Source organism: Caldimonas taiwanensis NBRC 104434 (assembly GCF_001592165.1).
Classification (GTDB): domain Bacteria; phylum Pseudomonadota; class Gammaproteobacteria; order Burkholderiales; family Burkholderiaceae_C; genus Caldimonas; species Caldimonas manganoxidans.
Window position 1 is genome coordinate 49,606 of sequence record NZ_BCWK01000018.1, and the last position, 6,387, is coordinate 55,992.

A 6,387-nucleotide genomic window follows, 5' to 3' on the forward strand; every position below is an offset into this window, starting at 1 on the left:
TGGGGACGACAAACGCGCGACGACAAAACGATGAGGGCCGCAAGGAAGTTGCTGCCGCAAACTCGGCCAACCCGAGAAGGATAGCACGAGCCTGCGGGCGTCTCAGGCGGTTTGACCCACCGCAGGCACCTGCTGTGGGGCCGAGGTGGTGCACAAGGCCGACACGCCCCACAACCCGGCCATGATCAGCGCTGCGGCGCCGACTTGCGCCCCCAGGCTGAGCGTGTGCGCCTGCCATAGGAAGGCGGCAGTGGCTCCCAACAAGGCCAAGAACAGCGTGCCGGCGGCCCATTGGGCCCAACGCGGCATCGGCGGGTCGTAGCGTTGCACCCGTGACAGATCGAAGGGAGGCTTCGGAAAGCGCTCGGCCACGTCGGCCGGGCGCCAGCCCGGTGGCTTGAACCACACGCGCAGCTTGTCGCTCCAGCGGCGCGTGCGCCAGCAATCCAGCGCCAAGTCGCGATAGACCTGCAGGTTTGCCCAGACGGGATTCCAGCTGCGCAGCGGGCTGCGTGTACCGTAAACGCAGGGCTCGCGGTCGTCCTCTTCCTCGAAGGTGCCAAACAGGCGGTCCCACAAAATCAGAATGCCGCCAAAGTTCTTGTCCAAATACTTGTCATTGACGGCATGGTGCACCCGGTGATTGCTCGGAGAACAAAACACCCGGTCGAACCAGCCCAGTTTGCCGACTTGCTGCGTGTGCACCCAGTATTGGTAGAGCAGGTCGATGAGCGCCACCACACCGAAGACCAGCGGAGGAAATCCCAGCACGGCCATGGGCAGATAGAACAGCCAGCCTCCCATCCAGCCGGAGCTGGTTTGCCGCAAAGCGGTGGACAGGTTGTAGTCCTCGCTTTGATGGTGCACCACATGGGCCGCCCAAAACAACGCACACTCGTGACCCAGGCGATGGTGCCAGTAGTAGCACAGGTCATACAGCAGCAAGCCCAGCACCCACACCCACAGCGCATCGGTCGGCAACTGCCAGAGGGACAGATGCTGGTAAGCCACGGAATAGATCCCGACGGTCCACGCCTTGGTCAAGACCCCCACCACCTGACTCATGATGCCCAGGCCGATGCTGCTGAGCGCGTCATTGAGTCGGTAGGTGTTGCGTCCCCGCCAGCGTCCTACGACATACTCCACGGCGATCAACAACAGAAAAACCGGGGTGGCCAAAACGATGATCTGTGCGCCTTCCATAGGACCTGCCGGAGCCGAGCACAAACTCCCATTGTGCGCAGCTGGGGGCGACCGTGAACTACGGGGAGACCCTCAGCACGCCCGCGGCCCCGCCAGGGTCTCGTCCAGCGCCACATCGTGCAGATGCTGAGTGTCGGCCCACCCCACCAGCGTGAAGCCCTCCGGCGTGTACAGCAGCCGGTTGACGCTGGCGTTGGCCAATTCCCAGGTGCGTGGCGCGCGCAGGTCGATCCGCGTGGCTGCCCGATACAAACAGTCCAGGACGCCACCATGGGCAACCAAGGCGATCGTTTGGCCGGGGTGGGCGCGGGCCAAGGCTTCCGCCTGTGCGACCACCCGCCGGTAAAAGCCGGTCAAGCTCTCACCGCCGTGCGGGCAGAACTCGGGGTGGCGCTGTCGCCATCGCTGGGCCTGCTCGGGCCATTGGGCCTCGATCTCGCGGAAGGTCCGACCCTCGAAATGTCCAAAGGCACGCTCGCGCAAGCCCGGCACGGTGTGCACCGACAAGCCGATGCGCTCGGCCACGGCTTGCGCCGTTTGCCGGGCGCGGCTCAGATCGCTGCTGTACACCGCGTGCAAGCCTTCATCGACCAGGGCCCGAGCCAAACGCGCGGCCTGGCGCCGTCCCGTGTCATTGAGCGGGATGTCCAGGTGACCCTGGATTCGGGCATCGACATTCCAGGCGGTCTCGCCATGGCGGATGGCCACGATGCGGGTAGGGAGCGGATCGGACATGCAAGACAGGACGCAGGACGGCGCAACGCGGGCGGGGGGCGCGCTGGAAACGACGCCACCGACCGTCCCGCGGGACGGTCAGCCAGCGCGCAGGCGCCGATTCAGCGTGTAGGTGCCTACGAAAGACGCCGAGCCTAGCACATGCCCGGCGATGGCTTGGCGCACTTGCGCGCCCGTGAACGCGCCTTCGACGGGGCAGCGCGCCAAATCCAGCGCGAACAGCGTGAACACATAGTGGTGCACCAGCGCATCGTTGAACGGAGGGAAGGGGCCGTCATAGCCGAAATACGAGCCTGCCATGTCAGGGTTGCCGGCAAACCACCCCGTATAGTCGTTCAGGCCGTGCCGCGCCCCGTGCAGGGTGGCGGGGCCGGGCTTGCCCCGCGGCGTGAACCCTCGGGAAAACTCGCCCTCGGCGATCTCGCTCAACGTGGGCGGCAGATCGACCATCACCCAATGAAAAAAGTCCACCCGCGGCAGGTCGGCTGGCACTTCCCGGTCGGGCTGATTGACGTCCTCGCCCCGGCTGGGCACGTCCGGATCGTGACACATCAACACCAGTGATTGCGTGCCCGCGGGCAGCCCACTCCAAGCCAAATGGGGGTTGAGATTGTCCGAGAACGTCACGCCACCCTGCGCATCCGGGCGTCCGGCCGCGTAGCGCTCGGGGATGGCTTGTCCATCGTTCCAGCTCTGGCTCCACAGTTTCATGTTGCTCTCCTGTCAGGCAAGGGTGGGCTTCATACCCCCCAGACGATTTCCTTGTCGGCGGCATGACAGCGCCGGATCATCTCGATCAGGGGCCACAAGCGCTGCCGCAGGCTCACGTCCTCGGGCGGCGGAAGGCTGTGCCCTTCGGCCTGGGCCTCTTGCTCGGCTTGGCGTCGGGCATGTTCTTCCTGCGCGATGGCCTGCTCCAGCGCGCTCAACGCGGCTGGCATCTCCTGCGGCAAGAGAATGCCCTTTTGCCCGGGGGGCTTGCCGATCAGGCGCATCACATGGTCCCCGTGCGCAGACGTCATGATCACCTCGGCGGCGGCCTTGGACTTGAATTTGTACAGCATCGATGTTCCGCCTCAACGGTACATGTATTCCCGGTTGAAAGGATAGGCCGATTGCGCCCCGCGCATCGAGCCCTCGTCCACAGACCCACTGGGCCGCGCCGCCAACAGTTGGAACAGCGAAATCCACCCCTGCTCGAAACTCATTGCGCAACCCGCCAGATACAGACGATAGGCGCGCACCGTTTTGTCGTTGGTGAGCGCGCGCGCCCGCTCCAGCTGGGCTTCCAGCGCGTCGGACCAGGCCCACAACGTGCGCGCGTAGTGAGGCCGAAGGTTTTCCGCATCCAGGAGCTCCAGCCCCCCGGCGCTCAGTGCTTGGGTGACCTCCGAGACATGCTCCAGCTCGCCGCCGGGAAAAATGTACTTCTCGATGAAATCCCCCATGCCGGCGCCGAGCTGGGCATTGTGCAGCCCAGCGGCCGTGATCCCGTGATTCATCACCAGGCCGCCCGGGATCAGCAGGCGGCGGATCTTGTCGAAATAGCTCACCAGCTGAGCCCGCCCGACATGCTCGAACATGCCCACCGAGGCGATGCGATCATAGGGAGTGTCTTCCGGCACGTCGCGGTAATCCCGCAAATGCATTTGCACCCGTCCGCGCAAGCCCAGTTCGTCGATCAGCCGGTTGACATACGCATGCTGATTGCGCGACAGCGTGATCCCCTCGGCCTTCACATCGTAGTGTTGAGCCGCCCACAACAGCAAGCCGCCCCAGCCCGCGCCGATGTCCAAAAAGCGCTGACCGGGCCCAAGCCGCAGCTTGCGGCAGATGTGATCGAGCTTGGCCTCCTGCGCCTGGGCCAGCGTCATGTCCGACTCGCGGAAATACGCGCAGGAATACACCCGTCTCGGATCCAGCCACAGTGCGTAGAAATCGTCCGACACATCGTAATGAAACTCGATCTGCCGCGCGTCGCGCGCCTTGTGATGGCGCCAACGCGAGCGTGCCGACCGCCACCAGCGCTGCCACCAACTCGGCTGCCCTCGTGCGACCGGGTTGCCCACCAAAGCGGCGGCCACGGCCATCAAGTCACGCATGTGGCCGTCGATGTCGAGCTCACCCATCACGTACGCGTCGGCGATCGCGCCGATCTGCCCACGCGCCAAGGCGGCCAACCAGCGCGGTTCATGGAGCTTCAGTCGCACCGCTGCATCTTGCGCGCCGGCGCTGCCGCCGGGCCACTGCAGCGCCACCGGCCGTGGCAAGCCTTCCAGTTTCTGCTCGATCAGGCCCGCAAGCCCTGACATGATGAGGTCCTCCGCAAGCTTGGTCACACATCGGACGCGTCGCTGACGGGCGCGCCGCGCTCGCCCCCGAGTCTGACCGATGCAGGCCGGCTCCTGCAAGGATGCCGGTGCGCAATGCGGACCGGCTGCAAGCCGCTGCGGGTCGCGGCCAACCCTCATGACCGCGGCGGGCGGCGCTGCTAGCATCCGGACATGACCCTCCAAGTCTTCGGATTGCCCGTAGCGCGCGGCGTGGCCATCGGCAAAGCGGTCCTGGTGGCCTCCAGCCGCGTGGACGTGGCCCACTACTTCATCAGCCCTGACCGTGTCGAGGCGGAGATCGACCGGCTGCGCCAGGCACGCGATGCCGTGGCCGAAGAGCTGGCCGGCCTCAAGCGCGACATGCCCGCCGATGCGCCGGCCGAGTTGGCGGCCTTGCTCGATGTCCATCTGATGCTGTTACACGACGAGGCGCTGACCGGGGCCACCAAACAATGGATCGTCGAGCGTCATTACAACGCCGAATGGGCCCTGTCGGCCCAGCTCGAAGTTCTGGCGCGCCAGTTCGACGAGATGGAGGATGACTACCTGCGCGAGCGCAAAGCCGACATCGAGCAGGTCGTCGAACGCTTGCTGCGCGCGCTCGGGCGCAACGGTTCAGTCTTGTCGGCCCCGCCTGCATCCGCCCCCCACGACTGGGGAGGGGAGGACCCCCTCGTGCTCATTGCCAATGACATTGCGCCGGCCGATATGCTGCAGTTCAAGCGCAGCGTCTTTCAGGGGTTCGTCACCGACGTGGGCGGCAAGACCTCGCACACGGCCATCGTCGCGCGCAGCATGGGCATCCCTGCCGTGGTCGGCGCTCGAGAAGCCAGCCATCTCATCCGCCAGGACGACTGGGTCATCATCGACGGCGACGCCGGGGTGGTCATCGTCGATCCTTCGCCCATCATCCTGGAGGAATACCGCTTTCGTCAGCGCCAAAGCGAGCTCGAACGCGAGCGTCTGGCGCGCTTGCGGCACACGCCGGCCGTCACGCTCGACGGTGAGCGCGTCGAACTGCTGGCCAACATCGAGCTGCCGCAGGATGCGCCGGGGGCTTTGCAAGCCGGCGCCGTGGGTGTGGGGCTGTTCCGCACCGAGTTCCTCTTCATGAATCGCAACGGCGCCTTGCCCGGCGAGGACGAGCAGTTCGAGGCCTATCGGGCTGTCGTGCAGGCCATGCAAGGACTGCCCGTGACCATCCGCACGATCGACATCGGCGCCGACAAGCCCTTGGAGCGCATGTCTCACAACGAGTTGCGCCACGAACACACCCTCAATCCTGCGATGGGCTTGCGCGCGATCCGCTGGAGTTTGTCCGAGCCCAGCATGTTTCGCATGCAGCTGCGCGCCATCTTGCGAGCCAGCGCGTACGGCAAGGTGCGCCTATTGATCCCCATGCTCACGCATCTGGCGGAGGTGCGGCAGACCTTCGAGGCCCTGGCGCGGGCCAAACAGCAACTCAGCGATGCGGGTCTGCCCTATACCGATGTCGAAGTGGGAGCCATGATCGAGGTGCCCGGGGCAGCCCTGCAGGTCGAGCGGTTCTTACGGTATTTCGACTTCGTGTCCTTGGGCACCAACGACCTCATCCAGTACACGTTGGCCATCGACCGTGCCGACGAGGCCGTGGCGCATCTGTACGATCCTTGGCATCCTGCGGTACTGCGTCTGGTGGCCGACACCATCGCCTGCGCTCGGGCCGCGGGCAAAGCCGTGAGCATTTGCGGCGAGATGGCCGGCGATCCTGCGTTCACGGCCTTGTTGCTGGGCATGGGCTTGCGCAGCTTCTCGATGCATCCCTCGCAAATCGCCACCATCAAGCAGCGCATCCTGCGTGTGGACACGCGTCGTCTGGCGCAACACGTGCAGACCGTGCTGGCCAGCGAGAACCCGCAGGAAACCTGCGGACAGCTGCTGCGGCCCGAGCTCGCCCGCGAGCACACCCTCGCCCACTGAAGGCCGGGCCGCGCCACCGGGTGGGAGCCTAGGGGGCTGGCACGACCACTCGAAAGTGTGCTATAGTTTCGGTCTTCGCTGCGATACGACAACTGAGCAGCGCGCCGAGGCGACGAAGAGCCCCGGTGGCGCAAGTTCAAGTGAAGCAAAGCAGACG

Annotated in this window: 5 protein-coding genes and 1 pseudogene; 1 reads left to right on the forward strand and 5 read right to left on the reverse strand. The window is 65.4% G+C overall.

Annotated features, from left to right (window positions below):
- Window positions 1-156: 156 nt before the first annotated feature.
- From CTA01S_RS13350 to CTA01S_RS13370, 5 genes and pseudogenes are all read right to left on the reverse strand, one after another.
- A pseudogene (locus CTA01S_RS13350) lies at window positions 157-1,203 on the reverse strand (sterol desaturase family protein); the annotation flags it as partial.
- Between the two features lie 72 nt (window positions 1,204-1,275).
- Window positions 1,276-1,938, reverse strand: a complete 663-nt coding sequence (locus CTA01S_RS13355) for a histidine phosphatase family protein (RefSeq protein WP_062196254.1) — start codon at window positions 1,936-1,938, stop codon at window positions 1,276-1,278.
- A 78-nt stretch (window positions 1,939-2,016) separates the two neighbouring features.
- A complete protein-coding gene (locus tag CTA01S_RS13360) occupies window positions 2,017-2,649 on the reverse strand; it encodes a YbhB/YbcL family Raf kinase inhibitor-like protein (RefSeq protein WP_062196257.1) in 633 nt (210 codons plus the stop codon).
- 29 nt (window positions 2,650-2,678) lie between these two features.
- Window positions 2,679-3,002, reverse strand: a complete 324-nt coding sequence (locus CTA01S_RS13365) for a DUF1840 domain-containing protein (protein WP_019561299.1) — start codon at window positions 3,000-3,002, stop codon at window positions 2,679-2,681.
- Between the two features lie 12 nt (window positions 3,003-3,014).
- A complete protein-coding gene (locus CTA01S_RS13370; protein WP_062196263.1) occupies window positions 3,015-4,250 on the reverse strand; it encodes a class I SAM-dependent methyltransferase in 1,236 nt (411 codons plus the stop codon).
- Between the two features lie 192 nt (window positions 4,251-4,442).
- Between CTA01S_RS13370 and ptsP the strand changes: the two genes are divergently transcribed.
- Window positions 4,443-6,230, forward strand: a complete 1,788-nt coding sequence (gene ptsP / locus CTA01S_RS13375; protein ID WP_062196259.1) for a phosphoenolpyruvate--protein phosphotransferase — start codon at window positions 4,443-4,445, stop codon at window positions 6,228-6,230.
- Window positions 6,231-6,387: the final 157 nt, after the last annotated feature.